The sequence below is a fragment of the Micromonospora sp. NBC_01638 genome (assembly GCF_045209745.1).
In the GTDB taxonomy this organism is placed as follows: Bacteria; Actinomycetota; Actinomycetes; order Mycobacteriales; family Micromonosporaceae; genus Micromonospora.
Window position 1 is genome coordinate 2,973,698 of the sequence record NZ_CP109273.1, and the last position, 26,474, is coordinate 3,000,171.

Below are 26,474 nucleotides of genomic sequence, written 5' to 3' on the forward strand. Positions count from 1 at the left end.
CTGCCGCGCGTGAGGAGATGCGCGGTCAGAGGCCGTCGTCGGTTACGCAGAGCACTTCGGTGCAGCTGATCGGCGTGGTGGTGGCCCGCCGGAGCAGCTCGTAGAGCGTCTCCCGCTCGGCGGGATCCAGCGCTCCCAGCACCTCGTCTTCGGCGCCGGCGAGGGCGCATTCGGCCTCGTTGAGGCGTTTTGCCCCGTCTTCGGTGAGTTCGACGACGTGTCGGCGGCGGTCTTCGGGCGAGCGGCGACGCTCGATCAGCTGCTTCGCCTCCAGGTCGTTGAGCAGCCCGACGATGTTGGTGCTGTCCATTTCCAGGATGGTGGCGAGCGACTGTTGGCCGGTGCCACCGCCGGCGCGCAGCACGGTGAGCGCGACCAGATGCCGGGGGCGTAGGCCCAGTGGCGCCAGCACCGACTCCGACCGCAGTCGCATCCGTCGGGCCAGATGGTCCAGGAGCGCACCCGAGCGGTGCTCCGAGGGATCAAGCGGCGGGGCGGACATGTGACCCAGTCTACCGAGCTGGTGAAACATCGACCTGTTATAAATAGTTGGTGCTGCACAGACGATCGTTGGAGGATGAATAATGCACCTGCTGCATATTGACTCGAGTATTCGGGGCGAGTGGTCGGTCAGCCGGCGGCTCACCGCCCGCGCGGTCACCACCTGGCGCGCGGCCCACCCGGACGGCACGGTGACCTACCGGGACCTCGGCTCGGCTCCGCTGCCGCACCTGGACTCGGCGGGCGGTCTGGCCCGGATGACGCCAGCGGACCAGCACACCCCGGAGCAGCGCGAATCCTGGGAGCTCAGCGAGCAGCTGGTCGACGAGGTGAAGCAGGCCGACGTGGTGCTGCTCGGGCTGCCGCTCTACAACTACGGCGCGCCCAGCAGCGTCAAGGCGTGGGTCGATCACCTGATCGTGCCCGGCCTGGCCTACGACCTGACGACCCAGCAGGGCCTGCTCGGTGGGCGTGAGTTCGTCGTGCTGGCGACCCGGGGCGGCGGCTACGGCGAGAACACCCCGCGCAACGGCTGGGACCACGCCGAGCCCTGGCTCCCGCACGGCCTGTCGATGACCGGCCTGCAGCCGCGCTTCATCAGCACCGAGCTGACCCTCGCCACCTCTGTCCCGGCGATGGCCGAGCTGATCCCGCTGCACGAGGCGAGCCTCGCGGCGACCGAGGAGGAGATCGACAACCTCTGGCTGCCGGCCTCCGCCCAGCTCTGAAGCGCCACCGGTACGACGAGAGTGGCCGCCTCTGTCCTAGGGGCCGGCCGCTCTCGTCACGGAACTGTGGGTCAGAGAATGGTCCAGGTGTCGCCGCTGCTCAGCAGGCCGGCGAGCTGCTGCTCGGGGGTTTCGGTGACCGTCGCCTTGGCGGCCGCGAGCTGGCTCTGCACCACGCTGTCGTAGGACGGTCGGTCCACCGAGCGGAACACCCCGATCGGGGTGTTGCGCAGGTCCAGGCCGGGCAGCCGGGACAGCGCGAAGGCGTACGCCGGGTCGGTCACCGTCGCGTCGTGCACGACGATCTCCTCCGGGCGCACCGAACTGGTCTCCCGGACCTCCAGGCCGAACGCGCCCGGCGGGTGCACCACGCAGAACTGCCCGTCGGCGCCAAAGGTGATCGGCTGCCCGTGCTCCAGGCGGATCAGGTAGTCGTCTCGGGTGGCCGGGTCCTTGAGCTGTTCGAACGCCCCGTCGTTGAAGATGTTGCAGTTCTGGTAGATCTCCACGAACGCCGAGCCCTGGTGCTCGGCGGCGGCCCGCAGCACCGACTGCAGGTGCTTACGGTCGGAGTCGATGGTCCGACCGACGAAACTGGCCTCCGCGCCGAGGGCGAGCGAGAGCGGGTTGAACGGGGCGTCCGCCGAGCCGGCCGGGGTCGATTTGGTGACCTTGCCGACCTCGGACGTTGGCGAATACTGACCCTTGGTCAGCCCGTAGATCCGGTTGTTGAACAGCAGGATCTTGAGGTTGACGTTACGCCGCAGCGCGTGGATCAGGTGGTTGCCGCCGATGGAGAGCGCGTCACCGTCGCCGGTGACCACCCAGACCGACAGGTCCGGCCGGGACACCGACAGGCCGGTCGCGATCGCCGGGGCGCGGCCGTGGATCGAGTGCATCCCGTACGTGTTCATGTAGTACGGGAAGCGCGACGAGCAGCCGATCCCGGAGACGAAGACCGTCCGCTCCCGGGGGATGTTCAGCTCCGGCATGAACTGCTGGATCGCCGCCAGGATGGCGTAGTCACCGCAGCCGGGGCACCAGCGCACCTCCTGGTCGGACTTGAAGTCCTTCGCGGTGAGCTTGAGGGCGACGGGCTCAGACATTCTTCAGGACCTCTTCCAGCGTCGTCTCCAGCTCGGCCGACGTGAACGGCAGGCCGCGGACCTGGTTGTAGCTGATCGCGTCGACGAGGTAGCGGGCCCGGATGACGTGGGCGAGCTGGCCCAGGTTCATCTCGGGGATGACCACCTTGTCGTAGGAGCGCAGCACCTCACCGAGGTTGGCCGGCATCGGGGCCAGGTGCCGCAGGTGCGCCTGGGCGATGGACAGGCCGCGCTGGCGGACCCCGCGGCAGGCCGCGCCGATCGGCCCGTACGTCGAGCCCCAGCCGAGGACCAGCACCCGGGCGTCGCCGTCCGGGTCCTCCACCTCGATGTCCGGCACCGGAATCGACTCGATCCGGGCCGCCCGGGTGCGCACCATGAAGTCGTGGTTGGCCGGGTCGTAGGAGATGTCCCCGGTCTTGTCGGCCTTCTCCAGGCCGCCGATCCGGTGCTCCAGCCCCGCCGTGCCGGGAATGGCCCACGGCCGGGCCAGGGTCTCCGGATCACGCAGGTAGGGCAGGAAGGTGGTGCCGTCCTCGCCGTTGGGCTCGGTGGCGAACTCGACCCGCAGGTCGGGCAGCGACTCCACGTCGGGCAGCAGCCACGGCTCCGAACCGTTGGCGACGTAGTTGTCCGACAGGAGGATCACCGGCGTGCGGTAGGTCAGCGCGATCCGAGCCGCCTCCAACGCCGCGAAGAAGCAGTCCGACGGCGACCGGGGCGCGATCACCGCGACCGGCGCCTCACCATGCCGACCAAACAGGGCCATGTTCAGATCGGCCTGCTCGGTCTTGGTCGGCATCCCCGTCGACGGACCCGCCCGCTGCACATCCACGATCACCAGCGGCAGCTCCAGTGCCACCGCGAGCGAGATCGTCTCGCTCTTGAGTGCCACGCCCGGGCCGCTGGTGGTGGTCACTCCGAGCGACCCGCCGTAGGACGCGCCCAGCGCCGCACCGACCGCGGCGATCTCATCCTCGGCCTGCATGGTGAGCACGCCGAAACGCTTGTGCTTGCTCAGCTCGTGCAGGATGTCCGACGCGGGCGTAATCGGGTACGCGCCGAGGAAGACCGGCAGCCCGGAGCGGACCCCGGCAGCGACGAGCCCCAGTGAGAGCGCCGCGTTGCCGGTGATGTTGCGGTACGTGCCCGGTTTCATCTTCGCCGGCTTGACCTCGTAGCGGACCGCGAAGTCCTCGGTGGTCTCGCCGAAGTTCCAGCCGGCCTTGAACGCGGCGACGTTCGCCGCGACCAGCTCCGGACGGGCCGCGAACTTGCGCTCCAGGAAGCGCAGCGTCGACTGATACGGCCGCGAATACATCCAGGAGAGCAGGCCGAGGGCGAACATGTTCTTCGACCGCTCGGCGTCCTTCTTCGATACCGCGTACGTGGCGAGCGCACCGACCGTCATCGAGGTCAGCGCCACCGGGTGCACGACGTAACCGGCCAGCGAGTCGTCGTCCAGAGGGCTGGTCTGGTAGCCGACCTTGGCGAGGTTGCGCTTGGTGAACTCATCGGTGTTGACGATGATGTCCGCGCCGCGCGGCAGGTCGGCCAGGTTGGCCTTCAACGCCGCCGGGTTCATCGCCACCAGCACGTTGGGCGCGTCGCCCGGCGTGAGGATGTCGTAGTCGGCGAAGTGCACCTGGAAGCTCGACACGCCAGGCAGAGTGCCGGCGGGAGCTCGGATCTCGGCGGGGAAGTTGGGCAGCGTGGAGATGTCGTTGCCGAGCTGCGCAGTCTCCGAGGTGAATCGGTCGCCGGTCAGCTGCATGCCGTCGCCGGAGTCACCGGCGAACCGGATGACCACCCGGTCGAGTTGACGGATCTGCTTGGTCACGCCTGCACCTCGCTTCGCTGCGCGTGGTCGCGCGGGCGGCTGAACATGATGGTGACCTCGCCTTGCCCGGCCACAGGACCTCCTTGACGCGACGTGTTACCGCACCGCCCCAGGCTGGTCCGGCCGCTGTCGTACCTCACCTGAGAGCCTACGTCTAAGGGAGCCCTAACCATCCCCGGAGGTCCGCCGACTGGGACCGGACTAAGCTGAAAAATGCCCAGGTTTGAGGCGTTATGCACCGCCCGCCGTAATTCAGATCACCACCGGGTCGCTCCGACGACCCCCGGTTCGGCCCGGTCGGGTTCGTCGTCGATCAGTCGGCGGAGTTGGGCGAAGGCTTGGGCGCCGGGCCGGTGAGCCGGCGGCGCAGCGAGGTGGTGGCCAGCGTGAGCGCCAGCGCCACCAACAGCGTGGAGACCACGATCAGGATGATCGCGGTGCGCTGCACCGAGGTCATCCCGCCGTCGCCGGTGGAGGCACCGGCAGGGAGTACGCCCTGGGAGCCGGTCGGCGCGGGCGGTGAGACCACCGGCGTGGCCAACGCGGCCGCAGCGGTGATCCGGAAACTCATCTGCACCTGCCGGGTCGGGCCGCTGCGCGGATCGAGTTGGCCGATCACGGCACCGGACAACGGCGCGTCCCGCTGGGCCTGCGGCGTCGCCTCCACCGGCAGTCGCAACTCGGCGGTCCTGCCCGCCAGCACCAGTCCGGCGTCGCAGCGGGTCCGGGTCGGGTCGACCGCCACGCAGCCGGGCGGTGGGGTCGGGACGGTCACCCCGGCCGGCAGGACGACCTCGGCCCGACCGGCGGCGTCCACCGTGCCGGTGTTGCCCAGCCGGAACGTGAGGGCGCTGGCGGCACCGCTGATGTCGAAGGCCACCTCGTCGGCGGCCAGGGCGATCCCGGGCACCGGCGGACCGGGCGGGAAGAGCACCGCGAAGCCCTGGTCGTCGATCGCTTCCCCGGGCACTCCCGGCGCGTCCGCGATGACCTGGACGGCGCCGCCGAGCGGCATCTGCTTCCACGCGGTGCCGGCGACCCGCAGTCGGAGCAGGGTGCTGAATCGGACGCCCGCCTCGGCCGTCCAGGCCCCACAGCGGTACGTGCCCCCACCGGCGGCGGTGCAGCCCTTCGTCCCGGCGTCGGTCAGCCCGGCCGGAAGCGTGTACGAGAGCCGGATCCGTTGCGCGGTCGTGCCGGTGTTGTGCACCGTGACCTGCAGGGTGGTGGCCGTGCTGGCCGTGTTCCAGTACGCCTCGGTGAGGGTGACGTCCTGGGTGGTAACCTGTACGCCCAGCGGGTTCGCCGGCGGTGCAGCCGACCCCGGAGCGGGCGGGCGGACCGGCGGAACCGGGGCGACCGGCGGAACCGTGGGCGCCGGAGGCGCCGGTGGTGCCGGCGTGGGCGGTCGGGTCGTTCCGGACGGCACGGGTATGGCGGTGGTCGGCGCTGGTGGCACGTCCGGGGCGGTGGTCACCGGTGCCGGCGGAGTCGTCTCCGGCGGCGGCGCGGTGGTCTCCGGTGCCGGATCGGTCGGCAGAGCAGTACCCGGCCCCTCGGTGGGAGTGGGTTCCTCCGCCGGGGTGGTCTCGGGCTCTTCCCCTGGTCCGCCGACCGGGTCGGGCAGCACCACGACCGTGTCCGCGTCCGACGCCGCCGCGCTGGCCCAGGCCGGCCCTGCGGCAAGCGCCGCGAGCAGACCGAGCGCGAGCGCGGTCGCCAGCAGGGGCGTGGGACGCCGCCCCTCCGCCCGGTTACCGGGCGATGCCTTCGCGCGGCCCATCTGTCCTCCGGTGACATGGGTGGGTGTCCAATATTCGGTAACAATTGCCCTGATGCACTAGTCCCATCTGGAAACAAATCCGTAACGTGTTCGGGACCGCCCTCCTCGGCGGACGGTAGGCTCCCGACTGTGACCGGTTACCTGGGCTCGTACGCGACGCTCGGGCTGTTGCTGCTCGCCAGCGTTCTGTTCTTCGTTACGGCGTTCTCGGCCAACCGGGTGTTACGCCCCGCGCGTCCGGCCGATCCGCCCGGCAAGCGGGCCAGCTACGAGTGTGGGATCGACCCGGTCGGCGCGGACTGGGCGCAGATGCAGATCCGCTACTACGTCTACGCGTACCTGTACGTGCTGTTCGCGGTCGAGGCGGTGTTCCTCTTCCCCTGGGCGGTGGTCTTCGACCGGCCGGGCTTCGGTCTGGTGACGGTGGTGGAGATGGCGGTGTTCGTGGCGGTGCTCGCGCTCGGCATCCTCTACGCCTGGCGTAGGAACATCCTCCGCTGGACCTGAGCGGCGCGACCTCCGGCGATCGTGCCGGTACGCCCGGCCGTTCGCGGTCGGTTACGGCGACGACCGGTCAGGCCATACCCCGGCGGGTCGCCGCGGGCGGGCGGTCGCCGCGGATCGAGGCCACCATGTCCAGCACCCGGCGGGTCGGACCGACCTGGTGGGCCCGAAACACCCGGGCGCCCAGCCAGGCCGAGACCGCCGTCGCGGCGAGCGTCCCCTCCAGCCGTTCGGCCACGGGCAGGTCCAACGTCTCACCGATGAAGTCCTTGTTGGAGAGCGCCACCAGCACCGGCCAGCCGGTTCCGGTCAGCTCGTCCAGCCGGCGGGTGATCTCCAGGGAGTGCCGGGTGTTCTTGCCGAAGTCGTGTGCCGGGTCGATGAGGATGCCGTCGGGGCGTACCCCTGCCGCCACCGCGCGCTCGGCGAGCCCGGTCACCGTCGCGACCACGTCGGCGACCACGTCCTCGAAGGCGGCCCGGTGCGGCCTGGTCCGCGGGACCAGGCCGCCGGCGTGCGAGCAGACCAGGCCCGCGCCGGTCCGCGCGGCCACCCGGGCCAGCGTCGGGTCGGCGCCTGACCAGGTGTCGTTGAGCAGGTCGGCGCCGGCCGCCACGGCCTCCGTCGCCACCTCGGCACGCCAGGTGTCGATGGAGATCACCACCTCGGGAAACGCGGCCCGGACGGCGGCGATGGTGCCCACCGTGCGCCGGATCTCCTCGGTGACGTCGACCTCCACGCCGGGGCCGGCCTTGACCCCGCCGATGTCGATGATGGCCGCGCCCTCGTCCACCGCCCGCTCCACCGCGCGCAGAGCGCTGTCGGCGGCGAAGGTGGCCCCCCGGTCGAAGAACGAGTCCGGTGTGCGGTTGATGATCGCCATCACCACCAGCTCGCCGGGGGCGAACGTGCGCCCACCCAGCCGAAGCACCCCGGCCATGCCCGCCTCCTGAGAGTCCGCGCCGTCGCCGCCGCGTCGGCCGAACCCGACGCTAGTCGGTCGTCGGAGCCGAACTCCGGGCGGGCGTCGGCACAATCGTGATCGGGGCGGGTGGCGGGGTCGCTCCTGGGCGGCTGTCATGCCACGATCAGTACATGGGTCAGCTTCTGCTCCTCCTGGTCGTGGCGTTGACCGTCGCGGCGGTGATATTCGGCGTGACGGTGCTGGTCAGCGGCCGTGATCCGGGGCTGGTGCCCGCCGAGCCGGATTCGCTGGCCGTGGCGTTGCCGGGCACCCGGCCGTTGCGCGAATCCGATGTGGGGGCGGTCCGTTTCGACACCGGGTTGCGCGGGTATCGGATGGCTCAGGTCGATCAGGCGATGCGCCGCGCCGCCTACGACATCGGCTACAAGTCCGAGCTGATCGACGTCTTGGAGTCGGAGGTCATCGCGTTGCGTGAGGGGCGCACCGACGACGCGGACCTGCTGCGCCAGGCCCGTGAGCAGTCCGCCAGCAAGGCGACGAACGCCGATGCGGCGGAGCCGGGCGTGGCTGGGCCGCTGGCTGACGACGCGGGCGTCGGGGCGGCTCCCGTCGGCTCGACCGCCGCAGGCCCACTGCCCGCCGCCACCTCATCCCCGGCCGACTCCGACGGCGTGGCACCAGCCGTGGCACCAGCCGACGACGAGCCGGCCGACCGTGAGCAGACCGACGACGTGCCCGCTGACGGCACCGGGAAGCACGACGCGGTGGTTCGGTCGGAGTCGGCGTGACCGACCCGGAGGGCGCTGACGATCTTCGGGAGGCAGCCCGACCCGGTGCCGGTGAGGTAACCGCCACGGTGATCGTCAACGCCCCGGCGGAGCGGGTTTTCGCCGCTCTGCTCGCCTGGGAGCGTCAGTCCGACTGGATCCCGTTCACCCACGTCCGGGTGGTCGAGGGCGACGGGCGCGAGGGCAGCCGGATCGAGGCGGTGACCGCGCTCGGCCGGGCGACCCTGCGCGACGAGATGCGGGTGGTCCGGGTCGACGAGCCGTACGAGATCGCCGTGGTGCACCACGGCCAGTTGCTGCGCGGCCCGGGCGTGCTGCGCTGCACCCAGCTGGGCCGGGACCGCACCCAGGTCGTCTGGCACGAGTGGTTCCACCTGCCGGGGGGCGGGGCCGGTCGACTGGTGTGGCCGTTGCTCTGGCCCGGTTCCAAGCTCGGCCTCACCCAGGTGCTGAAGAGGTTCGCCCGTCTGGTCGAGCATGGCCGGCTGCCCTGACCACGCCCGGCGCCGCCGTAGCCGACCTCGTCGTCGTCGCGGTGCAGCAGGTAGGAGACCCGCTCCAGCACGATGAGCAGCACGAAGGCCGGGATCGACCAGGCGATGACGTCCGGGAACTCCTTCATCGCGCGGCCTCCGCTCGCCGTCGCCGGTCGGGGCGCACCGCTGGGTGACCCCGACCTACCGGTCGGTAACAAGCGCCATAGGCAGCCGGACGGCCGGTGGCAATGGGCTGTCGGGGCGATGCCCTAGCGTGTACGAGGTGACTGACCTGGTGATCGGTGCCGATGGGCTGGCTCGCTGCGCCTGGGGGTCGAGCACCCCCGACTACGCGGTCTACCACGACACCGAGTGGGGGCGGCCGCTGCGCGGCGACGACGCGCTCTACGAGCGGATCACGCTGGAGGCGTTCCAGTCCGGGTTGTCCTGGCTGACCATCCTGCGCAAACGCCCGGCGTTCCGGCTGGCCTTCGACGAGTTCGACATCTCCACCGTCGCCGCGTACGACGAAGCCGACGTGACCCGGCTGCTCGCCGACGCGGGCATCGTCCGTAACCGGGCCAAGATCGAGGCGGCGATCGCCAACGCCCGCGCCGCACTGGAGCTGCCGGACGGGTTGTCCGCGCTGCTCTGGTCCTTCGCACCGGAGCCCCGGCCGGCCCGCCTCGCCTCGTTCGCCGAGCTCGCGCCGATCACCCCCGAGTCGACGGCGATGGCCAAGGCACTCAAGAAGCGCGGCTTCCGGTTCGTCGGCCCGACCACCGCGTACGCGCTGATGCAGGCCACCGGCATGGTCGACGATCACATCGTCGGCTGTCACGTCACGCTCCCACCGGCGACATGATGGGATGGTCGGCATGACGACCGAGACCGCGTACCGGGCCGGTGGGTCCGGCCGTGCCGACGGGGTGGGCACCTGGGCCGTGCTGCTGCCAGCCGAGCGGTACGAGGCTGAGCGGCTCGTGCACCACGACACGCTGGAGTTGACCGGGCTGACCGGAGTCAGCCGGCCGGGACCGGGTGACCAGGTGGCGGTGCTGGTCGACGCGCCGCCGAGGCTCGTGGCGCTCGGCCGGGTCACCGCGCCCGGCCAGCGCCACCGGGAAGACCCGGACGACCCCCAGTCGCCGGTCGAGCCCGGCACCCTCGTCGTGGCGTACACCCGGCGGGCCTTCGACGAGCCGGTGCCGGCCGACCTGCTGACGCTCGACGGACCGGTCACCGCACTGGAGCCGGCGGCCTTCCGGGCGCTGGCCGACCAGCTCGGTCCGCCCCCGACGCGGCGTACCTGGCTGGTCAGCCTCGACCTGCCGATCGAGGCCGGCACACCGGCCGAGGCGGTCCGACTGTTCTGGTCGTACGTGCAGGAGTTGGGCCCCCGTGAGCTGCCCACCTTCGTCTCACCGTCCGGCGACGAACTGGCCATGCAGGCGTTCGTGCTCGGCGCCGAGGCCAACCAGGACCCGGAAGAGGACGACTAGCGGGTCGGAGTTCGCTCACCGGATCACGATGAACCGGAACCGCCGCGTTCAGCGTCCCTCGAAGACCGGCTTCTGCTTGCCGACGAAGGCGAGCGTGGCCGCCCGGTGGTCGGCGGTGGCACCGCAGATCGACTGGGCCTGCGCCTCGGCCGCGAGGGCGTCAGCGAGGGTGCCGGCGTCGGCGATGGAGAGCTGCCGCTTGATCGCCCCGTACGCGACGGTCGGGCCGGCGGCGAGGCGGGCGGCCAACTCCTGGGCGGCCGGCAACACCTGCTCGTCGTCGTCCGTCATCCGGTTGAGCAGGCCCAGCCGGCAGGCCTCCTCGGCGCGGACCGGCTCGGCCAGCAACAGCAGCTCCACCGCCTTGGCGTGGCCGACCAGCCGGGGCAACGTCCAGGAGGCGCCGGTGTCGGCGGCGAGGCCGACCTTGGCGAAGGCCATCAGGAAACTGGTGGTCGGGCCGCCGATGCGGATGTCGGCGAGGAACGCCAGCGACGCCCCCGCCCCGGCGGCCATCCCACGGACCGCGGCGATCACCGGCTTCGGCAGGTTGGCGAGCCGGGCGGCGATCGGGTTGTAGTGCGCCCGCACGGTGCCCAGGGGGTCACCGGCGGAGTTTTCCAGGGCGGACACGTGCTCGCGCAGGTCCTGACCGGCACTGAACGACCCGCCGGCCCCGGCCAGCACGACCGCCCGGCAGGACCGGTCGGTCTCCAGCTCCGCCAGGGCGTCCCGCAGCGCCTCCTTCAGCGCCACGTCGAGCGCGTTCATCGCGTTCGGCCGGTTCAGTGTGAGGGTGACGACGGCGTCGGTCCGGTCGACCAGCAGCGGCTCGGTCACGTCTAACGACCCTTCTGTCGGACGATGCGGTTGCCGGCGTCGAGGCACTGTTCGACGTACCGGTCGGCGGCCGGACGCAGGCGGGCCGCGTGCCGGTCGAAGAAACTGGCCGCAGCGGTGCCGGGCCAACGCTCGGGCAGCAGCGCCGGGGGCAGCTGCGGGTCCCGGAAGAGGAACGTACGCCACGCGTGCACGAGCCGGAACCGGGCCGCGTATGCCTCCTCGTCGCTGCTGCGCACGGTGACCGTGGCGAGCAGCGGACGCTGATCCGCGACGAACCGCTCGTAGGCCCGGCCGATCTCGGTGAGGTTCCACGCCCGCCGGACCACGCCCATCGCGCCGGCTGTGCCGGCGAAGTGTGAGGCGTTGAACCGCTCGAACCGGATGCCGGCCTCGGCGAGAAACAGGTCGACGTCCTCGCCGGGGCGGGTGGCGACCCAGGTCTGCTCGTCGAGCGTGCCGTAGCCGAGGAAGCTCAGGTTGGCGGCGAGCCGCTGCCGGTCCCGTCGGGAGCCCGGGGCCTCCAACACCAGCAGATCGAACCGGCCGTCCCAGGTGACTCGGCCGGTCCGGTAGATCCGGGCCGCTGCCTCGTCGAGTCGCCGGGCGGCTTTCGGTGTGATCGAATATCCCGGTCCGGAGACCAACCGGAGTGGTTCGAGCCAGCCCTGACGCACCATCCGGGACACGGCGGTGCGAACGGCTGGCGGTGCGATTCCCAGCGGCGCCAGTAGCTTGACCAGGGCGGCAACCGGTGCCCGGCCACCCCTCGGACGAAGGTGGTCGCCGTACAGGTCGAAGAGTGCCGACCGTGCCTGCATGACCGCACATTGTGACAGGCCTTCTCAAGATAAGCTAGATGCTGTTACATCAATGCTGCTCCGGTTTGGGTCCGGCGGTGTTTATCAGGGAAAATCGTTGGTCGACACCCCCGCGAGGAGTTGCGGGTGGTCGTGACGAAGTGGCTGTGGGGCAACCCACCGACCCTGGTGTAGGTCTGAGGGGAGACAACATGGCGGCGATGAAGCCGAGGACTGGCGACGGTCCGCTGGAAGTCACCAAGGAGGGTCGGGGCATCGTTATGCGGGTCCCGCTGGAGGGCGGTGGCCGGCTCGTCGTCGAGATGACCCCCGACGAGGCCAACGCACTCGGTGACGCGTTGAAGGCAGCGGCCGGCTGAGTAAGGAGTGGTCCGGGCGGCTGACACCGCCCGGAGCGTTCATCGGGCCCTGAGCCACCGGAATCGTCGGTGGCTCAGGGTCTTCATCGGTGCGGGCAGCCGGGCCCGGTCCCGCTCCGCGACGCTTTCCTGGAGGTGCGGTTCCGCGTGCTCGCTATCCGCCTGACCGCCGAGCCTGACCGGCTCGACGTCCTCGTCCTGCCTGTCCGTCCCGCCGATCAGGCAGCGGGAGGTGACACCTCGGCCGAGCCCATGTCGGCCGCCGTGGCGCTCCCGGACGGCACGGCCGACGAAGCCGCCGCGCTGGCGCCGGCGGCCCGACTGACCGGCCGAGCCGGCGAGATCCACACCCAGTTGCGCCCCGGGCGTACCCCCGGCCGGCTGCTGCTGCTCGGCATCGGTGCCGGCGACGAGACGGCCTGGCGGACGGCTGGCGCGGCACTGGCCCGCTCCGCCGCCGATGAGACGCATATCACCATCGCGCTGCCGGCCGATGTGACGTCGGCCGCAGTCCGTGGGTTGACCGAAGGGCTGCTGCTCGCCCCGTACCGGTTCCGGCTGGCCCAGGCCGGCGACCCACCAGCTCTGCGCAACGTCGATCTGCTGCTCGCGGACCCGACCGCGTACGAGGCCACCGTGGCCACGGCCCGGACCACCGCGGCGATGACCCATCTCGCCCGTGACCTGACCAACACCCCCTCGTCGGTGAAGACCCCGCAGTGGTTCGCCGACCAGGTGGCCTCCGCCGCCGCCGACCTGCCGGACCTGCGGCTGCGGGTCCGTGGCCCGGCCGAGCTGGCCGCCGAGGGCTTCGGCGGGATCCTCGCCGTGGGCGGTGGCTCGGCCAGCGGCCCCCGGCTCGTCGAGCTGGACTGGCACCCGGCCGACGCGCGCACGCACGTGGTGCTGATCGGCAAGGGCATCACCTTCGACACCGGCGGCATCTCGATCAAGCCGGTGCCGGCGATGAAGCTGATGCGCAAGGACATGGCCGGCGGGGCCGCGGTCGCCGCCGCCACCCTCGGCGCCGCCGCGCTGCGCCTGCCGGTCCGGGTCACCACGTTGGTCCCGCTCGCCGAGAACATGGTCAGCGGCTCGGCGTTCCGCCCCGGCGACGTCGTCCGGCACTACGGCGGCACGACCAGCGAGACGACCAACTCCGACGCTGAGGGCCGACTGGTCCTCGCCGACGCACTGGCGTACGCGGTGCAGCAGCTCACACCGGACCTGCTGCTCGACCTGGCCACCCTCACCGGCGCCAACGCCGTGGCGCTGGGCAAGCGCACCGCCGCCCTGTACAGCGAGAACGACCAGTTGGCCGCCGACGTGCAGGCCGCCGTCGAGGCGGCCGGCGAGTCGGCGTGGCGGATGCCGCTGCACAACGACTACGTCGAGTATCTGGGCAGCGAAATCGCCGACCTCTACAGCGCGCCGGCACGGGGCGCCGGCTCGGTGACGGCCGCGCTCTTCCTGCGCGAGTTCACCGGTGAACTACGGGACCGCTGGCTGCACCTGGACATGTCGGCCCCGTCCTGGGCGGACGGCGACCACGCCGAGGTCAGCCGCGGCGCCACCGGCTGGGGCGTCCGGTCGTTGCTGCGCTGGTTGGCCAGCGTCGACTAGCACCGGTGTCGGAGCCATCGGCCGGTCCGGGGTTTTGACGCAGGCCCTGAGCGAGGGTCAGCACTTCACCGCGGCGAGCACCCCGTGCCCGACCGGAAGCAGCGCGGGGATCCAGTGCTCCGACTCCCGGACCGCCTTGATCGTCTCGCGGACCGTCACCGTCTCCGCGTCCCGGGCGGCCGGGTCGCCGATCCGGCCGCCGGCCAGCATGCCGTTGAGCGCGAGCACGCCCCCCGGACGCAACAGCCGCAGTGCCGCCTCCACGCAGGCATGGAAGCCGGTCGCCTCCGCGTCCACGAACACCAGGTCGTACGCACCGTCGGCGAGCCGGGGCAGCACGTCGAGGGCGCGACCGGTGATGATCCGCGTGCGACCGGCCGCGAAGCCCGCCTCGGCGAAGATCCGCCGCGCGATCCGCTGGTGCTCCACCTCCACGTCGATGGTGGTGAGTACGCCGTCGGCGCGCATGCCGCGCAGCAACCAGACCCCGCTCACGCCGGTCCCGGTGCCGATCTCCACCACCGCGCGGGCGTTTCCGGCCGCGGCCAGCAGCCGCAGGGCCGCTCCCGCACCGGGGGTGACCGCGTCGAGGCCCACCTCATGGGCCAGGCTGCGGGCGGTGCGCAGCACGAGATCCTCGGTGACGTACGACTCGGCGAACTGCTGAGCCTGGGCCGTCGAACTGTCGGAACCGGCGACCGTGGCGATGGGGCACCTCCGGGGGCGGTGCGTGGTGCGGGGGCGGGTTGGCACTGTGAGCGTAGAGGCGACCGTCGGAGGGCGCAGCCGCGCCTCCGTCCATCGCGATCACCGGGGGCAACCGCTGACTCCACCGCGCGCATCCGTGCAATCCTGGAAGCGGCATCCCGTCAGCCTCGACCGCGCCGATCCGTGGCCGGGTGGCGCGGCGCGGGATCCGGGGACGGACTGGGAGGCACCGACGTGACCGACGGCTGGGAATGGCGCCGGGGCGGTGAGACTCCGGCTCCGGCGCGACCGCCCGGGGCAGAGGCCCCGCCGGCAGGGCCGCCGACCATGCCGGCGAGCGGCAGCGCGCCCACGGCCGGGTCGCCGGCAACCGGGCCAGCGCCCGGGGTGGGTGTGCCGTACGCCGGGCCGCCGGCAATCTGGCCGGCGCCGACCGCGAGCGGGTCCGGTGCGGCCGGTGCCTCGCCCTGGTGGTCCGACGCGCTCCGCGATCCGTGGCGTGACCCGGCGGCACCGGTCGCCGTGGTGGTGCCCGGGGTGGTGGCTGCCGGCACCGAGCCCGAGCCGGTCACCGACCCGGACGCCCCGGGTCGACCAACGTTGCGCCATCTGCTGCTCATCCCGGTGCTCACCGCGCTGCTGGCCGGCACCCTCGGCGGTGCGCTGGGCTACGCGTTCGCGGTGCGCGGCGGTGCCGGCGGGACGGTGCTCGGCGCGGAGGCCGCGGAGCCACCGCTGCTGGCCCAGCGCAAACCGGAGTCGCTGGCCGGAATCGCCGAGCGTGTCCTGCCCAGCGTGGTCACCGTCCGGGTGAGCAGCCTCGGTGGGACCAGCGAGGGCTCCGGCTTCATCGCCAGCGCGGAGGGCCACGTGATCACCAACGACCACGTGGTGGCCGGCGGCAGCGGCAAGGCGTCGGTGGTCTTCAACGACGGCACCTCCGCGTCGGCGACCGTGGTCGGTCAGGACCCGGAGTCGGACATCGCGGTGATCAAGGTGAACCGGACCGGGCTGCGGCCGGCGGAGTTCGGCGACTCCGACGCGTTGGCCGTCGGCGATCCGGTGCTCGCCATCGGTTCACCGCTCTCGCTGGCCAACACGGTCACCGCCGGCATCGTGAGTGCCCTGGATCGGACGATGCAGGCCGGCGAGCCGGGCGGCCCGGTGCGCTACTACGCGGCCATCCAGACCGACGCGGCGGTCAACCACGGCAACTCGGGCGGCCCGCTGGTCGATGGCGCCGGGCGGGTGGTCGGCGTCAACTCCACGATCAAGTCGTTGGTGGGTGAGGGGCAGGAGGCCGGCAACATCGGGCTTGCCTTCGCCATCCCGATCAACCAGGCCAAGCGGGTGACCCAGGACATCATCGGCACCGGCAAGGCCCGGCGTACGGTGATCGGCGCCCAGGTCGGCGGCCCTGGCGCGGGAGCCAGCGGCGGCGTACGGCTGGCCGCCGTGGAGCCGTCCGGGCCGGCGGCTGGCGCCGGGTTGAAGGTCGGCGACGTGATCCTGAAGCTCAACGGTCGGCCGATGACCGAGCCGACGGACCTGATCGCCCTGGTCCGCAAGTTCGCTCCAGGTTCGGTGGTGACCGTCGAGTTCCGGCGGGGTGCCGCCCGGCAGAACACCTCGGTCACTCTCGCCGCGGATGCCAAGTGAACAGCGGTCACCCCCTGCCCAAAGGTCGTTCGACGTGCGTAGTCTTGCTGCTGAAGCCGGAGGGAGGCCCGCGGGATGTTCGAGAACCTGAACGTGTGGGAGGTCGGTGCGCTGCTGCTCCTGGCGCTGTTGATCTTCGGTGACCGGCTGCCCGCAGTGATCACCGACGGTTTGCGGATGGTGCGCAATCTGCGCAACATGGCCCGCAACGCCACCGGCGACCTGAGCCGTGAGTTGGGCACCGACATCCAGCTGGAAGATCTGCACCCGAAGGCGTTCATCCGCAAGCACCTCCTCAGCGAGGAGGACGAGGCGGCGATCCGTAAGCCGCTGCAGGGTGTCTACGACAACCTGCGCGCGGACGTCGGTGGCGTGCACAACGAGCTGAAGGACGTGGCCGCCGCCGCCGACATCAGGTCGAATGGCAGCCGTTCCGGCACCGCCACCGGTGCCCCGTCGGCGCCGGCCCCCCGGGCCAGCTACGACGACGCCACCTGAGCGGCCGCACCCGCCCACGCGGCGGCCGGACGCTAGCTCATGGTCGCCCCAGGAAGGCCGCTCTCAGCGCCCGGCGGGCTTGAGGCCGAGCGGCTTGCCGAGCAGCGACTCACGGCGCAGCGCGAGCCGGTCGGCGATCGCGCCGAGCGCCTGCGCCGCCGGGGACGCCGGCTCGGCCAGCACGATGGGGTTGCCGGCGTCGCCAGCCTCGCGGACCCGGGTGTCCAGGGGGATCTGCCCGAGCAGCGGCACCTGCGCGCCGATGGTCCGGCTCAGCGACTCGGCCACCGCCGTGCCGCCGCCAGCGCCGAAGATCTCCATCCGGGAGCCGTCCGGCAGCTCCAACCAGGACATGTTCTCGATGACGCCGACCACCCGCTGGTGGGTCTGTAGGGCAATCGCGCCGGCCCGCTCCGCGACCTCGGCGGCGGCGGTCTGTGGGGTGGTGACGATCAGGATCTCCGAGTTGGGCAGCAGTTGGGCCAGCGAGATGGCCACGTCGCCCGTGCCCGGGGGCAGGTCGAGCAGGAGCACGTCCAGGTCGCCCCAGTAGACGTCGGCCAGGAACTGTTGCAACGCCCGGTGCAGCATCGGGCCGCGCCACACGACGGCGGCGTTCCCGTCGGTGAACATGCCGATGGAGATCACCTTCACGCCGTGCGACTGCGGCGGCATGATCATGTCCTCGACGCGGGTGGGCCGGCCGTCAGCGCCGAGCATCCGGGGCACCGAGTGGCCGTAGATGTCCGCGTCGACCACGCCGACGGAGAGCCCGCGAGCGGCGAGCGCCGCCGCCAGGTTGACCGTCACGCTGGACTTGCCGACGCCACCCTTGCCGCTGGCCACCGCGTACACCCGGGTGCGCGAGCCGGGCTGGGCGAACGGGATGACGGGCTCCTCGGTGGCACCCCCGCCGCGTAGCTGCGACTGCAACGACTGCCGCTGCTCGGGGCTCATCACACCAAAGTCGATCTCCACGCCGGTAACCCCGGGCACGGCGGCGACCGCAGCGGTGATGTCCGTACGCAGCTTGTCCTTCAGCGGGCAGCCGGCGACGGTGAGCAGCAACTCGACCCGTACGACACCGCTGGCACCGATCGTGGCGGAGCGGACCATGCCCAGCTCGGTGATGGGCCGGCGGATCTCCGGGTCGTTGACGGTGGCCAGGGCGGCCTGGATCGCGTCCTCGACGGTGCTCACGGGTGCTGACATGCCCGCAATGCTACGTCGCGGGGCATCCGCTGCCGCTGCTGGCCGGGGCGGTGTGAGCCAATCGATGGTCCGCCTTGGCCCGCTGGTCAGCCGTCCGCACGGCGAGGTCCGGTGGCGCCCGGGCGGGCGTCTCGGGTGAAGTCGCCGTCCAGGTCGTCCCGTGGCTCGTCCAGGCCAACACCGTCGGTGGGCCGCTGGCCACGCCTTTCCTGCCGGCTGTCCTTGTCCTGCTGGCGGCGCTCCAACCGCTGACGACGCTGCCCCGCCTCGTCCAGTTCCTCGGCCAGCCGGGCCAGCTCGGAGCGGAGGAAGTCGCGGGTGGCCACCTCACCCAATGCGATCCGCAGTGCCGCGATCTCCCGCGCCAGGTACTCGGTGTCCGCCTTCTGCGCGGTGGCTCGCCGCCGGTCCTCCTCCAGCGAAACCCGATCCCGGTCGGACTGCCGGTTCTGCGCCAGCAGGATCAACGGCGCCGCGTAGCTGGCCTGCAACGACAGCACCAAAGTGAGGAACGTGAAGGTGTACGGGTCGAACTGCAGGTCGGCCGGGGCCAACGTGTTCCAGACGAACCAGATCGCGATCACCACCGTCATGACGACGATGAAGTTCGCGGTGCCCATGCCCCGGGCGATGCCCTCCGACCACCGGCCGAACGCCTCCGCGTCGAACCGGGGCAGCTTGATGCCCCGGGGCTCGCGTGGCTGGTCGAGCCGTTCCGCCCGCCGCTGGTCAGCCATCGGCGCCATCCAGCCCCTCGTCGGTGGCGCCCGGGACGGCCAGGGCGTTGCGGTCCCGCCAGTCCCGGGGCAGCGAATGGTCCAGCACGTCGTCCACCGTGACGGCGCCGACCAGCCGGTTGTTCCGGTCGATCACCGGCATGGCGACCAGGTCGTAGGTGGCCATCCGGCGGGTGATCTCCGGCAGCGAAGTGGTCGGGCGCAGCGGGTCGATGTCGTTGACCACCACCTTGCCCAGCAGATCCGCCGGTGGTTCGCGCAGCAGCGCCTGGAAGTGCACCATGCCCAGGTAGCGGCCGGTCGGGGTGTTCTGCGGGGCCCGGGTCACGAAGACCTGTGCGGCGACGGCGGGGGAGAGCTGTGGCTCCCGGATCCGGGCCAGCGCCTCGGCGACGGTGGCGTCCGGCGGCAGGATGACCGGCTCCGAGGTCATCACACTGCCCGCCGTGCCGGCCGTGTACTTGAGGAGTTGACGCACCGGGTCGGCCTCGTCCGGCTCCATCAGGTCCAGCAGCACGTCCTGCTCCGGTGGCGGCAGTTCGTTGAGCAGGTCCGCGGCGTCGTCCGGGTCCATCTCCTCCAGGACGACGGCGGCCCGTTCCCGGTCGAGGGCGGCGAGGATCTCCACCTGGTCGCGCTCCGGCAACTCGCTGAGCACGTCGGCCAGCCGCTCGTCGTCCAACGCGGCAGCGACCTCGTTGCGCCGTGCGTCGGGCAGATCCTGCAGCGCGTTGGCCAGGTCGGCCGGGCGCATGTCCTCCAGGACGGCGAGCAGGTTCGCCGTACCCCGGTTGTCGGCGATGCCGCTGAGCCCGCGCACCCGGTCCCACTCGACCTGGTGCAGGTGGCCGCGGCGAGTGAGCCGACCGGTCTGCTCGCGTACGGCGACACGGGTCAGCGACCACTCACCACTGCGCGCGCACTCCATCGCGACGTCCACGACCGCGCCAGGCTGGCCGCCCGGGTCGAGGTGCACCCGCCGGTCCAGCAACTCCTGGAGCACCAACAGCTCGTTCTGGCGCTTCTCGAACCGGCGCAGGTTGAGGGTGCCGGAGCCGAGCACGACGGCGTCCGCGTCGATGGAGGTGATCCGGTTGATGGACAGGAAGATCCGACGACGCATCGGCATCTCGGCGACCAGGCCCACCACCTCCGGCGGACGCTTGGTCGCCTGTAACCGTGCCACGGCGTCACGAACCCGGCCCACCTGATCGCCGTTCGGGTCGAAGACGGCGACTCCGGCGAGACGGGCGATGTAGATCCGGGCCGGCGTGCTCACGGGCACCAGCCTAAGCGCCTAGTGTTTATCAACATGTCGACCTTGGCCTACGAGATCGTGGACGTCTTCACCGACCGGCCCTTCGCCGGCAACCCGCTGGCCGTGGTGTTCGGTGCGGAAGCGCTGGCCACCGAGCAGATGCAGGCCCTCGCCCTGGAGTTCAATCTCTCCGAGACGGTGTTCGTGCTGCCCCCGACCCAGCCCCACGCCACCTATCGGGCCAGGATCTTCACCCCGGTCGAGGAGTTGCCGTTCGCCGGGCATCCGAGTGTCGGCGCGGCGGTCACCGCGAGCCGCCGCGGCATGTTCGGTGTGGGGCAGATCACCCAGGAGTGCGAAGCCGGGGTGCTGCCGATCGAGGTGACCACGTCCGGGGCGACGCTGACCGGTGGCGCCCCAACCCTCGGGCCGGAGTTGGACCCGGAGCCGTTGCTGGAGATGGCCGGGCTGGTCGCGGGCGACCACATCGGACCCGCCCCACGTGTCGCCGGCTGCGGGTTGGAGTTTCCCTACCTGCCGGTGCGTCCGGATGCGGTGGCCCGCGCCCGGCTGAACCCGGCGGCGGCAGAGCGGTATGGGGTGGCGCACGTCAGCGTCTTCTCCTGGGACGAGGCCGCGCAAACCGCGCACGCCCGGGTCTTCGTGCCGGGGCTCGGTGTCCCGGAGGACCCGGCGACCGGCTCGGCGGCGCTCGGGCTCGGTGTCTGGCTGGTGACGGCCGGTCTGCTGCCCGGCGAAGGGCTGTCCCATTACGCGGTCCGTCAGGGTGTGGAAATGAACCGTCCGTCCGCGCTGGCCTGCACGGTCACCGCGGCGAACGGCGTGGCGGTCGGCGCGACGGTTGCCGGCCAGGTGATGCCGGTGGCCCGGGGCGAGATCGCCGTGCCGCCGTTCGTGGGCTGAGCTGAGGTGCCGATGGGGGAGGATGCGGGTGTGACGGACGAGGACGCCCCCGGGGGCACGCCGCTGGTCGACGAGGCGATGAAGAAAGCTGCCGTGGCCTGGGTCAGCGTGTCCGGCGGGCCCGCGCTCGCGCTCTGGTGCGCCCCGCTGGAGGGTGCGCTCCTGGTGGTCAGCGGGCCGGGCGAGCAGGCCGCGCCCGGTCTGGCCGACGCGACCGAGGCACAGGTCACCCTGCGGGGCGACCATGGTGGGCGGATCGTCACCTGGCCGGCGCGGGTGAGCCGGGTGCAGCCGGGCACCGAAGCGTGGGACACCACCGCGTCGCTGGTGGCGGCGAAGCGCCTGAACGCGCCCGGCCCTACCGCCGATCTGGTGGCCCGGTGGGCTGCCGACGGTTGCGCGGTGAATCGGCTCGCCCCGGCCGGCACGCCGCTGGCCGGTGCCGACCTGCCGGCCGACGCGCAGGCCGAGCCGCCCCGGGCCACCCCGGCGGTCCGGGTCACCCGCAAGCCGTTCCGCCTGCACCGGGTCCGTCGTCGCTGATCGGCTCGTCAGCCCGCCCGACCGCCGACGCCCACCACCCCGGCGTCGACATCGACGAGGGCGAGCACCTCACCCAGGGTGCCGAGCGCGGGGCCGCGCCAGTCCAGGTCGGCGTTGAACACCATGTGCGTGGCCAGGTCCGGCGCGGCGAGTCGGACCGCGGTCATCCCGGCCCGCTCGGCGCCGGTCAACTCCTGGCTGCCGCCGTCGCCGACGTACAGGCAGTCGCCCGGCGCGAGCTCGAGCCGCTGGCAGGCGGTCAGGTAGAGCGCCGGATCCGGCTTGCACCGTCCGACCTGCACCGAGAAGACCCGCACATCGAGCAGCGGGGCGACCGCGAGCTGTGGCAGGAAGGCCGGCAGCTCATGCGTACAGTCGCTGATCACGCCGGTGCGCAGGCCGCGCTGGCGCAGGGCCGCCAGCACCGGCACGGCGTCGGCCCGCAGCCAGGTGTCCGCGCGGACCGCCCGGTGGCGGGACGCGACCGCCGCCCGCACCGCATGGTCGCTGGGGTGTACGCCGGCCTGCGCGCACACCCAGCGAAGGGTCGCCTCCGCGTTGCCGAGTCGGCCGGTGGCCCGCTCGTAGTAGGTGCGGTCCAGCACCTCGGTCAACGTGTCGGTGTGGCAGCCGAGCAACTCGGCGGTGCCGGCGTGTGCGACACCTCGTTGCACCGAATGGGTCAGGGTGCCGAAGAAGTCGAACAGCACCGCCTGGTAGCTGGGCATAGGGTGGAGCGCCTCCGGGCGGTCGGGGGTCGCCGGCGCGGACCCGCGTGATCGTAACGGAGCGCTGACCCTCCGTGCTGACCGTCATACGTGTGAGGATTACGTCCCGTGCGCCCGGCCCTGCTCGGTTGGACCTGGTTGGGGACGACGTGAGAAACATGGACGCCGGTTCCCTCCGTGGCGGGTCCGCCCGGCGTCTGTCCGGGTGAGGAGGGCGATCCGTTGACGACTGAGGACCGCACCCGGGACGGCTTCGCCGACTTCGTCCGGGCCGAGAACGCCGGGCTGACCCGGTTCGCATACCTGCTGACCGGCGATCTCCACCACGCCGAGGACCTGGTCCAGGTGGCCCTGGCTCGGGTCGCGGTGCGCTGGGAGGGGGTCGAGGACCCGCACGCCTACCTGCGTCGGGTGCTCTGCAACCAGGCGGCCAGCTGGTGGCGGTGGCGCCGGGCCCGCCCGCCGGAGCGGCTGGGCGGGGTGCTGCCGGAACGACCCGGCCCGGGTGCCGACCCCGACGTGCGGCTGGTGCTCTGGGCGGCGTTGGCCCGGCTGACCGTGCGGCAGCGTGCGGTTCTCGTGTTGCGCTACTACGAGGACCGCACCGAGACGGAGACGGCCGCGCTGCTCGGCTGCCGGGTCGGCACCGTGAAGAGCCAGACCCGCCACGCCCTCGGTCGGCTGCGCGTGCTCGCCCCCGAGTTGGCCGAACTCGTCGGCCGTAGCCCGCAGGAGGTGACCCGATGACCGCCCGACTCTCCGAGGCGCTGCGCCGCCTCGCCGACGACGTGCCACCCGCGCGTTTACCGGACGGGCTCTTCGACGCGGCGCGGACCCGGCACCGCCGGCGCCGGGCCGCCGTCGCCGGCGCGCTCGCCGTCCTGATCCTGCTCCTCGGCACGGGGTACGCGCTGCACCCGGTGGCACTGCCGATGCCCGCCGGCCCGCGTCACGACGCCCCTGGCCTGCCCACCCGACTCGTCGACCCGCCGCTGCGTACCGCCGCGGTACGGGACTCGGCACCCGGCTCGGCGGCGATGCTCTTCGGCGGCCCGGCCGTGCGTACGGACCTGTTCGAGACCCGGATGGGCCTGGTGGCCGCCGACAGCGACCGGTACCGGGTGCTGGACCTCGGTCCGCTCGTCCCGGGCTTCGACGCGTTGCTCTCCCCGGACGGCCGGTACGCCTGGGTCGGCGCGTCACTGCTCGACCTGAAATCCGGCAGGTCCACCCCGGATCGCCCAAACGGCTACCCGCTCGCCTTCGCGCCGGATGGTGAGCGGCTCGTCTACGCCGACGACGACGCCGCGTTCATCCCGCCGAACACCTACACCACCCCGTACGTCGGGGTGCACGACCGGAAACGTGGAACGGACGTGCTGCGGGTGCGGGTTGACACCGCGTGGATTCCGCCGGGACGCACGGCGGCGCTCTCACCGGACGGCGGTGAGCTGGCTCTCCAGGTCCGCGACGAGGTCTGGCTCGCCCGGGTCGCCGATGCGGGGGCCGACGGCGTCGCCGAGCCGTACCGGAAGCTGCCGCTGGCCGGCGGGCGGCTCGCCGGGGCCGGGTCGTGGCTGCCGGACGGGCGTTCGGTGGCCGTCCTGGGCAGGTCCAGCTGCACCGACTGCCCGGTGCCGTCTTACCGGCGCACCTGGACGTTGGCGCTGCGGTCCACCGTCGATGGCACACCGCTGGCCGGCGCGGCGTTCCCGCCGCTGTCCTCCCGCTCGTTCGTGCAGCTGCTCGGCTGGCGCTCGGCGGACGAGGCGGTCGCGTTGGTCGGCGTGCCGGGCCCGGAGGCGGTGGACCGGCCCGAGGACCACGACATCTCGTGGGGGCCCTATCACGAGCTCGGCACGGAGGCGGTGGAACTCGTGGTGCTGCGCCGGGGCGCACCTGCGCCGGAGGTGCTCTTCCGCACTCCGGAGGGCATCACCGACCTGTCGGTCGCCGCCGACCTCGCGATCGACGGCGCGGTACGCGAGTCCGGCCGCCCCGACTACGGGCCGCTGCCGTTCTGGACGCTCGCGGTGGGATTCGTCCTGGCGGTCCTGGTCGCCGTGCCCGTGCTGGCGCTGCTGCGGCGGTGGCGCGGTCGGCGTCCCCGCTGGGGCGCTCGGACCAGCCGGCCACCGGCCTAGCCCTCGTAGACCTCGATCACCCTGGTGGTCGGTGCGGATTCGCCGACGGCGGCACGCAGGGCCGCCCGGTCCGGGTCGGCGAGGAACGCCTCGTACCCGGCCCGGGCGTCGAACCGGATCACGTGCACCTCGGTCTGCCCGTCGGTGCCGCGCAGCCGCCGTTCCAGGTGGCCGCCGTGCCGCCCGAGCAGGGCCAGCACCGTGTCCTCGTAGCGTTGCCCGGCGGCCTCGGCGCCCACGGGAAACTCGACGATCGCGACAAGAGTCAGCATGGCGGCCATGCTAGCCATCGATGCCGACGGCCTTCGCGCTTGCCGCCCAGAGCCGGGCGGCGAGCTGCGGATCGGTGGCCTTCCGGTACGGCCGACGCAGCTGACGGCCGGCGTAGTAGCCCCCGTCGACCAGCCGGGCGCGGTCCTGGTTGGCCAGCCACACCAGCGTCTCGGCGCCCTTCTCCGGGCTGCGGAACGGCAGGATCCGCATGCCGAACGCGACCAGCCTGCTGTCGTTGGCGAACCGGGTACGCACCACCCCGGGGTGGAAGCTGTACGCGGGAATGCCCGGCCAGCGCCGGGCAGCCTCGGCGGTGAACAGGATGTTCGCCTGCTTGCTGGTGCCGTACGCGCCCATCGGCCAGTAGCCGCGCAGTGGCGCGTTCAGGTCGTCCGGGTCGAGCGCGCCCAGGCGGTGCGCACCGGAGGCGGTCACCACGATCCGGCCCACCCGGTCGGCGAGCAGGTTGGTCAGCAGGAACGGGGCCAGGTGGTTGGCCTGGATGGACATCTCGAAGCCGTCGACGGTGCTGAGTGGTTGCAACGCGATCGCGCCGGCGTTGTTGGCGAGCACGTCGATGCGGTCGTACGCGGCCCGTAACTGCTCGGCCAGCCGGCGCACGTCGTCGAGCACCGCGAAGTCGGCCCGGAACAGCTCCGGACGTTCGCCCGAGTTCTCCCGTACCCGTTCCGCGGCGGCCTGGAGGCGGGCCGGGTCCCGCCCGACCAGCACCACCTGGTCACCACGGCAGGCCAGGTGCACGGCGGCGGCCAACCCGATGCCGGAGCTGGCTCCGGTCACCACCACCAGTCGACGCCCAGTGAGATCTTCCACAGGTCCATTCACCCCGGTCATGGCGCGAGGTTACCGTGACGTCACAACGCCCTTTGGGATCGTTAAGGTCTCGAATCTGTCGTCAGGTGGCGTCGGCATGCCCGCCGGACGCTGGAAGGAGCGCATCCATGGCCGCGATCGGTCGCCCCCGCAGGTCCTGCCTCGCCGTACCGGGCTCCAGCGTCAAGATGCTCGGCAAGGCGCAGGGGCTCCCGGCCGACCAGGTCTTCCTCGACCTGGAGGACGCCGTTGCCCCGCTGGCCAAGCCGGATGCGCGCAAGAACATCGTGGCCGCGCTCAACGAGGGTGACTGGGCCGGCAAGACCCGCGTGGTGCGGGTCAACGACCTGACCACCCCCTGGACCTACCGGGATGTCATCGAGGTGGTCGAGGGCGCCGGCGCGAACCTGGACTGCATCATGTTGCCGAAGGTGCAGAACGCCGAGCAGGTGCACTGGCTGGATCTGCTGCTCACCCAGATCGAGAAGACGCTCGGCCTGGAGGTCGGCCGGATCGGCATCGAGGCGCAGATCGAGAACGCCGCCGGTCTGGTCAACGTGGACGCCATCGCTGGCGCCTCGCCCCGGGTGGAGACCATCATCTTCGGCCCGGCCGACTTCATGGCGTCGATCAACATGAAGTCGCTGGTGGTCGGCGCGCTGATCCCGGACTACCCGGGTGACCCGTACCACTACATCCTGATGCGCATCCTGATGGCCGCTCGGATGCACGACAAGCAGGCCATCGACGGCCCGTTCCTGCAGATCCGGGACGTCGACGGGTTCCGCGAGGTGGCCAAGCGTTCGGCGGCGCTGGGTTTCGACGGCAAGTGGGTGCTGCACCCGGGCCAGATCGACGCCGCCAATGAGGTCTACCAGCCGGCGCAGGCCGACTACGACCACGCCGAGCTGATCCTCGACGCGTACCAGCACTACACCTCGGAGGCCGGAGGCCGGCTCGGGGCCGTGATGCTCGGCGACGAGATGATCGACGAGGCGTCCCGCAAGATGGCGCTCGTGATCGCCGCCAAGGGCCGGGCCGCCGGCATGAGCCGTACCTCGTCGTTCACCCCACCGGCGGAGTGACCGGCCGGGGCCGGACCGACCGCCGGCGGCTGTCGATCCGGCCCCACAACCGGCGGTACGCCGACCCAGCCGCCG

Annotated in this window: 29 protein-coding genes; 15 read left to right on the plus strand and 14 right to left on the minus strand. The window is 72.0% G+C overall.

Annotated elements, in window-relative coordinates:
- Nucleotides 1–25: 25 nt before the first annotated feature.
- A complete protein-coding gene (locus OG811_RS14090) occupies nt 26–502 on the minus strand; it encodes a MarR family winged helix-turn-helix transcriptional regulator (protein ID WP_406074738.1) in 477 nt (158 codons plus the stop codon).
- Between the two features lie 82 nt (nt 503–584).
- Between OG811_RS14090 and OG811_RS14095 the strand changes: the two genes are divergently transcribed.
- Nucleotides 585–1,229, plus strand: coding sequence for an FMN-dependent NADH-azoreductase (locus tag OG811_RS14095; protein ID WP_406074739.1), 645 nt, complete (start codon nt 585–587; stop codon nt 1,227–1,229).
- 71 nt (nt 1,230–1,300) lie between these two features.
- Here the strand turns inward: OG811_RS14095 and OG811_RS14100 are convergent, their stop codons facing one another.
- The 3 genes from OG811_RS14100 to OG811_RS14110 form a co-directional block, all read right to left on the minus strand.
- On the minus strand, nt 1,301–2,335 hold the full coding sequence (locus OG811_RS14100) for a 2-oxoacid:ferredoxin oxidoreductase subunit beta (protein WP_406074741.1): 1,035 nt from the start codon (nt 2,333–2,335) through the stop codon (nt 1,301–1,303).
- Nucleotides 2,328–4,175, minus strand: coding sequence for a 2-oxoacid:acceptor oxidoreductase subunit alpha (locus OG811_RS14105; RefSeq protein ID WP_406074743.1), 1,848 nt, complete (start codon nt 4,173–4,175; stop codon nt 2,328–2,330). Before OG811_RS14105 ends, OG811_RS14100 begins: the two co-directional genes overlap by 8 nt.
- A gap of 313 nt (nt 4,176–4,488) precedes the next feature.
- Nucleotides 4,489–5,958, minus strand: a complete 1,470-nt coding sequence (locus tag OG811_RS14110) for a hypothetical protein (RefSeq protein WP_406074745.1) — start codon at nt 5,956–5,958, stop codon at nt 4,489–4,491.
- Between the two features lie 129 nt (nt 5,959–6,087).
- Here OG811_RS14110 and ndhC point away from each other — a divergent pair, with 129 nt between their 5' ends.
- Complete coding sequence (gene ndhC, locus OG811_RS14115) at nt 6,088–6,465, plus strand: NADH-quinone oxidoreductase subunit A (protein WP_406074747.1); 378 nt, start codon at nt 6,088–6,090, stop codon at nt 6,463–6,465.
- 67 nt (nt 6,466–6,532) lie between these two features.
- On the opposite strand, the gene folP is transcribed toward ndhC, so the two are convergent.
- Nucleotides 6,533–7,402 carry a dihydropteroate synthase gene (gene folP / locus OG811_RS14120; RefSeq protein ID WP_406074749.1) on the minus strand — a complete coding sequence of 290 codons (870 nt, stop codon included), beginning with the start codon at nt 7,400–7,402 and terminating at the stop codon, nt 6,533–6,535.
- A 155-nt stretch (nt 7,403–7,557) separates the two neighbouring features.
- Here folP and OG811_RS14125 point away from each other — a divergent pair, with 155 nt between their 5' ends.
- The 4 genes from OG811_RS14125 (at nt 7,558) to OG811_RS14140 (ending at nt 10,153) form a co-directional block, all read left to right on the plus strand.
- Complete coding sequence (locus OG811_RS14125) at nt 7,558–8,175, plus strand: DivIVA domain-containing protein (protein WP_406074751.1); 618 nt, start codon at nt 7,558–7,560, stop codon at nt 8,173–8,175.
- Entirely contained in the window at nt 8,172–8,669 is a 498-nt protein-coding gene (locus OG811_RS14130; RefSeq protein ID WP_406074753.1) for an SRPBCC family protein, read from the plus strand. Before OG811_RS14125 ends, OG811_RS14130 begins: the two co-directional genes overlap by 4 nt.
- Before the next feature lie 265 nt (nt 8,670–8,934).
- Nucleotides 8,935–9,516 (plus strand): DNA-3-methyladenine glycosylase I, encoded by a 582-nt coding sequence (locus tag OG811_RS14135; protein ID WP_406074755.1) that lies wholly within the window; start codon nt 8,935–8,937, stop codon nt 9,514–9,516.
- A 13-nt stretch (nt 9,517–9,529) separates the two neighbouring features.
- Complete coding sequence (locus tag OG811_RS14140) at nt 9,530–10,153, plus strand: hypothetical protein (RefSeq protein ID WP_406074756.1); 624 nt, start codon at nt 9,530–9,532, stop codon at nt 10,151–10,153.
- Between the two features lie 48 nt (nt 10,154–10,201).
- Here the strand turns inward: OG811_RS14140 and OG811_RS14145 are convergent, their stop codons facing one another.
- The gene (locus OG811_RS14145; protein ID WP_406074758.1) at nt 10,202–10,993 is read right to left on the minus strand and encodes an enoyl-CoA hydratase-related protein; all 792 of its coding nucleotides are present in this window, start codon (nt 10,991–10,993) and stop codon (nt 10,202–10,204) included.
- A 2-nt stretch (nt 10,994–10,995) separates the two neighbouring features.
- On the minus strand, nt 10,996–11,814 hold the full coding sequence (locus tag OG811_RS14150) for a PaaX family transcriptional regulator C-terminal domain-containing protein (protein WP_406074760.1): 819 nt from the start codon (nt 11,812–11,814) through the stop codon (nt 10,996–10,998).
- A 191-nt stretch (nt 11,815–12,005) separates the two neighbouring features.
- On the opposite strand from OG811_RS14150, the gene OG811_RS14155 reads away from it, so the two are divergent.
- On the plus strand, nt 12,006–12,173 hold the full coding sequence (locus tag OG811_RS14155) for a DUF3117 domain-containing protein (protein ID WP_007455245.1): 168 nt from the start codon (nt 12,006–12,008) through the stop codon (nt 12,171–12,173).
- A 147-nt stretch (nt 12,174–12,320) separates the two neighbouring features.
- A complete protein-coding gene (locus tag OG811_RS14160) occupies nt 12,321–13,796 on the plus strand; it encodes a leucyl aminopeptidase family protein (RefSeq protein ID WP_406074762.1) in 1,476 nt (491 codons plus the stop codon).
- Nucleotides 13,797–13,853: 57 nt separating this feature from the next.
- Here the strand turns inward: OG811_RS14160 and OG811_RS14165 are convergent, their stop codons facing one another.
- Complete coding sequence (locus OG811_RS14165; RefSeq protein WP_406075720.1) at nt 13,854–14,426, minus strand: O-methyltransferase; 573 nt, start codon at nt 14,424–14,426, stop codon at nt 13,854–13,856.
- A 312-nt stretch (nt 14,427–14,738) separates the two neighbouring features.
- On the opposite strand from OG811_RS14165, the gene OG811_RS14170 reads away from it, so the two are divergent.
- Nucleotides 14,739–16,163, plus strand: coding sequence for a trypsin-like peptidase domain-containing protein (locus tag OG811_RS14170; RefSeq protein ID WP_406074764.1), 1,425 nt, complete (start codon nt 14,739–14,741; stop codon nt 16,161–16,163).
- A 75-nt stretch (nt 16,164–16,238) separates the two neighbouring features.
- Nucleotides 16,239–16,661: a preprotein translocase subunit TatB gene (locus OG811_RS14175; protein WP_406074766.1), complete on the plus strand. Its 423-nt coding sequence runs from the start codon at nt 16,239–16,241 to the stop codon at nt 16,659–16,661.
- Between the two features lie 63 nt (nt 16,662–16,724).
- Here the strand turns inward: OG811_RS14175 and OG811_RS14180 are convergent, their stop codons facing one another.
- From OG811_RS14180 to OG811_RS14190, 3 genes are all read right to left on the minus strand, one after another.
- Entirely contained in the window at nt 16,725–17,873 is a 1,149-nt protein-coding gene (locus OG811_RS14180; protein WP_406074768.1) for an Mrp/NBP35 family ATP-binding protein, read from the minus strand.
- An 86-nt stretch (nt 17,874–17,959) separates the two neighbouring features.
- Entirely contained in the window at nt 17,960–18,610 is a 651-nt protein-coding gene (locus tag OG811_RS14185) for a DUF1003 domain-containing protein (protein WP_406074770.1), read from the minus strand.
- Complete coding sequence (locus OG811_RS14190) at nt 18,603–19,889, minus strand: magnesium transporter MgtE N-terminal domain-containing protein (protein WP_406074772.1); 1,287 nt, start codon at nt 19,887–19,889, stop codon at nt 18,603–18,605. Before OG811_RS14190 ends, OG811_RS14185 begins: the two co-directional genes overlap by 8 nt.
- Before the next feature lie 33 nt (nt 19,890–19,922).
- On the opposite strand from OG811_RS14190, the gene OG811_RS14195 reads away from it, so the two are divergent.
- Entirely contained in the window at nt 19,923–20,792 is an 870-nt protein-coding gene (locus OG811_RS14195; RefSeq protein ID WP_406074774.1) for a PhzF family phenazine biosynthesis protein, read from the plus strand.
- A gap of 12 nt (nt 20,793–20,804) precedes the next feature.
- Complete coding sequence (locus tag OG811_RS14200) at nt 20,805–21,335, plus strand: hypothetical protein (RefSeq protein WP_406074776.1); 531 nt, start codon at nt 20,805–20,807, stop codon at nt 21,333–21,335.
- Nucleotides 21,336–21,343: 8 nt separating this feature from the next.
- Here OG811_RS14200 and OG811_RS14205 read toward each other — a convergent pair whose 3' ends face one another.
- The gene (locus OG811_RS14205) at nt 21,344–22,063 is read right to left on the minus strand and encodes an HAD family hydrolase (protein WP_406074778.1); all 720 of its coding nucleotides are present in this window, start codon (nt 22,061–22,063) and stop codon (nt 21,344–21,346) included.
- A gap of 222 nt (nt 22,064–22,285) precedes the next feature.
- On the opposite strand from OG811_RS14205, the gene OG811_RS14210 reads away from it, so the two are divergent.
- The gene (locus tag OG811_RS14210; protein ID WP_406074780.1) at nt 22,286–22,810 is read left to right on the plus strand and encodes a SigE family RNA polymerase sigma factor; all 525 of its coding nucleotides are present in this window, start codon (nt 22,286–22,288) and stop codon (nt 22,808–22,810) included.
- A complete protein-coding gene (locus tag OG811_RS14215) occupies nt 22,807–24,207 on the plus strand; it encodes a hypothetical protein (protein WP_406074782.1) in 1,401 nt (466 codons plus the stop codon). The genes OG811_RS14210 and OG811_RS14215 overlap by 4 nt, the downstream gene beginning before the upstream one ends.
- Here OG811_RS14215 and OG811_RS14220 read toward each other — a convergent pair.
- A complete protein-coding gene (locus OG811_RS14220; protein WP_406074784.1) occupies nt 24,204–24,479 on the minus strand; it encodes a hypothetical protein in 276 nt (91 codons plus the stop codon). The genes OG811_RS14215 and OG811_RS14220 overlap by 4 nt on opposite strands.
- A 10-nt stretch (nt 24,480–24,489) precedes the next feature.
- Complete coding sequence (locus OG811_RS14225) at nt 24,490–25,314, minus strand: SDR family NAD(P)-dependent oxidoreductase (RefSeq protein WP_406075722.1); 825 nt, start codon at nt 25,312–25,314, stop codon at nt 24,490–24,492.
- A 128-nt stretch (nt 25,315–25,442) separates the two neighbouring features.
- Between OG811_RS14225 and OG811_RS14230 the strand changes: the two genes are divergently transcribed.
- On the plus strand, nt 25,443–26,399 hold the full coding sequence (locus OG811_RS14230) for an HpcH/HpaI aldolase/citrate lyase family protein (RefSeq protein WP_406074786.1): 957 nt from the start codon (nt 25,443–25,445) through the stop codon (nt 26,397–26,399).
- Nucleotides 26,400–26,474 lie beyond the last annotated feature (75 nt).

Coding starts and splice junctions, on each gene's coding strand:
- OG811_RS14090 (WP_406074738.1), bottom strand. CDS start 502: ATGTCCGCCCCGCCGCTTGATCCCTCGGAGCACCGCTCGGGTGCGCTC.
- OG811_RS14095 (WP_406074739.1), top strand. CDS start 585: ATGCACCTGCTGCATATTGACTCGAGTATTCGGGGCGAGTGGTCGGTC.
- OG811_RS14100 (WP_406074741.1), bottom strand. CDS start 2,335: ATGTCTGAGCCCGTCGCCCTCAAGCTCACCGCGAAGGACTTCAAGTCC.
- OG811_RS14110 (WP_406074745.1), bottom strand. CDS start 5,958: ATGGGCCGCGCGAAGGCATCGCCCGGTAACCGGGCGGAGGGGCGGCGT.
- folP (WP_406074749.1), bottom strand. CDS start 7,402: ATGGCCGGGGTGCTTCGGCTGGGTGGGCGCACGTTCGCCCCCGGCGAG.
- OG811_RS14125 (WP_406074751.1), top strand. CDS start 7,558: ATGGGTCAGCTTCTGCTCCTCCTGGTCGTGGCGTTGACCGTCGCGGCG.
- OG811_RS14140 (WP_406074756.1), top strand. CDS start 9,530: ATGACGACCGAGACCGCGTACCGGGCCGGTGGGTCCGGCCGTGCCGAC.
- OG811_RS14150 (WP_406074760.1), bottom strand. CDS start 11,814: ATGCAGGCACGGTCGGCACTCTTCGACCTGTACGGCGACCACCTTCGT.
- OG811_RS14155 (WP_007455245.1), top strand. CDS start 12,006: ATGGCGGCGATGAAGCCGAGGACTGGCGACGGTCCGCTGGAAGTCACC.
- OG811_RS14175 (WP_406074766.1), top strand. CDS start 16,239: ATGTTCGAGAACCTGAACGTGTGGGAGGTCGGTGCGCTGCTGCTCCTG.
- OG811_RS14180 (WP_406074768.1), bottom strand. CDS start 17,873: ATGTCAGCACCCGTGAGCACCGTCGAGGACGCGATCCAGGCCGCCCTG.
- OG811_RS14185 (WP_406074770.1), bottom strand. CDS start 18,610: ATGGCTGACCAGCGGCGGGCGGAACGGCTCGACCAGCCACGCGAGCCC.
- OG811_RS14195 (WP_406074774.1), top strand. CDS start 19,923: ATGTCGACCTTGGCCTACGAGATCGTGGACGTCTTCACCGACCGGCCC.
- OG811_RS14200 (WP_406074776.1), top strand. CDS start 20,805: ATGGGGGAGGATGCGGGTGTGACGGACGAGGACGCCCCCGGGGGCACG.
- OG811_RS14205 (WP_406074778.1), bottom strand. CDS start 22,063: ATGCCCAGCTACCAGGCGGTGCTGTTCGACTTCTTCGGCACCCTGACC.
- OG811_RS14215 (WP_406074782.1), top strand. CDS start 22,807: ATGACCGCCCGACTCTCCGAGGCGCTGCGCCGCCTCGCCGACGACGTG.
- OG811_RS14220 (WP_406074784.1), bottom strand. CDS start 24,479: ATGCTGACTCTTGTCGCGATCGTCGAGTTTCCCGTGGGCGCCGAGGCC.
- OG811_RS14230 (WP_406074786.1), top strand. CDS start 25,443: ATGGCCGCGATCGGTCGCCCCCGCAGGTCCTGCCTCGCCGTACCGGGC.